At 42.0% G+C, this 3,570-nt stretch carries 4 protein-coding genes; all 4 read right to left on the bottom strand.

Going from position 1 to position 3,570, the window contains the following annotated elements; genetic code table 11:
* Positions 1-144 precede the first annotated feature (144 nt).
* A complete protein-coding gene (locus E1163_RS01655) occupies positions 145-564 on the bottom strand; it encodes a hypothetical protein (protein ID WP_155168803.1) in 420 nt (139 codons plus the stop codon).
* Positions 565-595: 31 nt separating this feature from the next.
* A complete protein-coding gene (locus E1163_RS01650) occupies positions 596-1,012 on the bottom strand; it encodes a hypothetical protein (RefSeq protein WP_155168801.1) in 417 nt (138 codons plus the stop codon).
* Between the two features lie 263 nt (positions 1,013-1,275).
* Positions 1,276-2,088, bottom strand: coding sequence for a 3'-5' exonuclease (locus tag E1163_RS01645; RefSeq protein WP_155168799.1), 813 nt, complete (start codon positions 2,086-2,088; stop codon positions 1,276-1,278).
* A 19-nt stretch (positions 2,089-2,107) separates the two neighbouring features.
* Positions 2,108-3,475, bottom strand: a complete 1,368-nt coding sequence (locus E1163_RS01640) for a UDP-N-acetylmuramate--L-alanine ligase (protein ID WP_155168797.1) — start codon at positions 3,473-3,475, stop codon at positions 2,108-2,110.
* Positions 3,476-3,570 lie beyond the last annotated feature (95 nt).

Genomic DNA, 3,570 nt, shown 5'->3' with positions numbered 1-3,570 from the left:
AAGCCGATAAGCAGTGGACAGAAATCTATTCCAATTAAATCTATAAATCAAAGAAATAGCACCGAGGTAATCCCCGGTGCTAAATAATTATTTATCCCTGTAAGAACTGTAACGTTTATACAGGACTAGTCACTATTCTTTTTGTTAGTATTGATCATCTGTCGCTGACCACTCTTCGTACTCAGCCACTTCTATGTTTCCATCTCTGTCGGTGTCCCAAACAGTGAAATTACCAATAACTAACTCATCCTCATCGAGCAAGTTATCATTATCGGTGTCCCAGTCACTAAATTCGCCATAGGTATCGTAGTCATAGCCGTCAAAATTGTTGGTTACGCCAGATTGCCATTCGTCCTCGTCAATAAATTCATCGTTATCGAGGTCCCAGTCATCATAATAACCGGCGTCAGAGAAGGTATTGCCAAATTCATCCTGATCTACTAATTCATCCGAGTCGTCATCCCAGTCATCAAAAGCATAACCGTCATCGTAATTATTATTCTCGCATGCAACGAATGCAAAGGCGAAAATAAAAGCTAATAATGTTGCACTTATCGTTTTCATATCAAATTTATTTTAGGTTCAACATTCATTTTTAAAGCCATAGCCCCACAACTATCGCGATCAGGAACATCAGTAGCATTAACCAGAAAAACATTCCTATCGCTGAAACAGTGTCAGGCTCTGTAGTTTCTTCATCCGCTTCTTCCAGCTTTGCCCTGTTCATCGTCGGACGTAAGGTAGTAGATGTATTTGCAGATCGCGGCGGAGTAGCCGCGGCCAGTATTAATGCCAGGAGCACACCGACGAAGATAAAATCGATCCAGGGTGCTCCATACCAAACCGGGCCGACGGGTTCTGTCCATATGGCAACTATCCAGATACCGCAGGCCAGAACCAGAAAGAACGTCCAGAAATTGCCCCAGGGTCCTTTGGCACGCAGTCCATAATTGAATAAGGCTGTGATCAAAAGTGCCAGAATCAATATGATTATTATTTCTACAAAAATCATTTTGCCTCCTTTTCATCGTCACATATACTACCGCTTGAAATAGCCTCAAACTCCCTGCCTTGACCTGCAGGGGTACTATGTATTTTGTGGTTAATGTATGGAGATAGTAAAAACGGCCTCAAGGGCTGTTTAAGCAAGAAATGAAAACAGGTAGGAGGGGACTATTGTGGTTGTTAAAACTCGGTAAAGAGAAAAAAAGTCTGCAAAATGCGGTGGTATTTCCACTTTTACGTGCTACAGCAGGTAAAAGTGGAAATATGCTTTTATTTGCCGGTAAGTTTACTAAATGCCCGGAGCTTGATTTCCGTTAGTCTTCGTTTGGTATCCTGAGGGAAATCCCCTTTCATCATCCATTCATAGTAGCTTGGCTCTTTTTCAAAAACTTCTACTACTGACCGGTTTCTGTGTTTACCGAAATTAAAGCACTCAATGCCATCTTTTAGAATGATACGTCCGGCCAGGTCAACCATATTGGAAGCAGTAAGGTCATGCAAAGCCTGCATGTCGTTCTTCACAACGCCTAATTTTTTGCCCAGATTGTCAACTACGTCCTGTCCTTCATACTTTTCAACTTGTGCCATGAGTACTTCAAAAGTAGCCAGCGTATCCGCTTCGGCACTATGTGCGCCGTCAAGATTTTTGTTGCAGTAAAACTTGTAAGCCGCAGATAGTGTCCTTTTTTCCATCATATGGAAGATCTTCTGTGCATCCACAAGCTTTCTTTTGCTGATATCGAAATCGACACCGGCACGTAAAAACTCTTCCACAAGCATGGGAACATCAAACTTCAGAATATTGAAGCCAGCAAGGTCTGACCCTTCGAGGAATTTGGCCAGACTCTTGGCGATATTCTTAAAAGCCGGCAGGTCCTTTACATCCTCATCATAAATTCCGTGTATCAGGCTCGTTTCAAGAGGGATGGGAATGGTAGGGTTTACTTTGGTAGTCTTTGTTATGGTTTCACCATTGGGCATTACTTTAACCACGGATAGCTCCACTATCCGGTCACATACCACATTGGTGCCGGTAGTTTCAAGGTCAAAAAATGTAAGCGGGTTTCTTAGCTTTAAATTCATGAAAGGTATTTTATATAATTTAATTTAGCAAAGACGGCAACTTTTCAAAATCAAGGTCATTAAAAGTCCCGGAGCTCATCATCAAAAGGTTTTTATCCGTCCAGTCTTGTTGTTGTAAGAAATCCAGCATTTCATTGATGTCATCAAATACATTGATATCAGGATCGTTAAACCCTTTCTTGATATCATCTTTCGAAATCGGGTCGAGTCTTTTGTGGGCAATGGTTGCCGGGTTGTAATAGATAACGGCTACATTGGCACATTTCATTGTGCCGCTATATTCTTTCAGAAATTCCTTATTGAGGCTGCTGAATGTGTGTAGTTCGAGGCAGGCCACCAGATCCCTTTCCGGGTACTGTTCTTTTACGGCAAGTGTAGTAGCCCCCACTTTTGACGGAGCATGGGCATAATCTTTTATTATGGCCATATTTTCACTCTCTTTAACATACTCCAGTCTTTTCGAAGCCCCCTGAAAGCTTTGGATAGCCAGGTAGAACTGGTCTTCAGAAATACCAATCTTTTTAAGTACTTCCTTGGCTCCGTTTATATTTTGCAGATTGTGTTTACCGAAAAGTTTAATAGGGATGTTTTCATTGCCGTAGGTTAGCAGGGTAGTGCCATTCTCTATAAAGTGAGGGTGCGTTTTATAACCTATGCTTAGCACATCCGCCCGTTCCTTACTGCCGATGACGGTTGCCATAGGGTCTTCCTCGCAATAAATCAAAGTGCCGCTCTTAGGTGAGGCATCTGCAAACTTGTCAAATTGCCTTACATACTTTTCTTCGGAAGGGAACACGTTGATGTGGTCCCAGGCAACTCCGCTAATCAGCCCTATGTGATGGTGGTATTTCAGGAACTTTGGCGTGTCATCGATGGGGGAAGAGAGGTATTCGTCTCCCTCTATAATAATTACGGGTGCGTCAGAGAGCTGTACCATGGTTTCGAAGCCTTCTATCTGTGCTCCTACAGCAAAGTCAAACTTGCGGTTAAAGAATTTAAGTACATGTATTATAATAGACGTAATGGTAGTTTTTCCATGGCTGCCGGCTATTACTACCCGTTGTTTGTCCTGCGATTGTTCGTAAAGGTATTCCGGGAAAGAATATATTTTTAAGCCAAGCTCTTTGGCCCTTAGTAGTTCAGGGTTGTCTTTTCTGGCATGCATACCCAGGATCACCGCATTCAGGTCAGTGGTGATTTTGTCAGGGTTCCAGCCTTCTTCCCGGGGCAGAAGGCCGTATTTTTCCAGCTTGCTTTTTGAGGGTTCGAATATTTCATCATCAGAACCGCTAATTTGATATCCTTTTTTATGTAAAGCGATGGCGAGGTTATGCATGATGCTGCCACCTATGGCAATGAAATGTATTTTCTGTGAATTGTTATCCATTGAGTGCTTAAGATTAATGGCCAAAAATAAGATAAAAAATATAAAACGGGGATACAATTTTCATCTTTAACCATATGTTGATAACTGTGTGGATA

Origin of the sequence: Fulvivirga kasyanovii (assembly GCF_009711405.1) — a bacterium.
In the GTDB taxonomy this organism is placed as follows: Bacteria; Bacteroidota; Bacteroidia; order Cytophagales; family Cyclobacteriaceae; genus Fulvivirga; species Fulvivirga kasyanovii.
The sequence above is the reverse complement of the archived record's forward strand: the minus strand, read 5'-3'. Positions and strand labels throughout refer to the sequence as shown.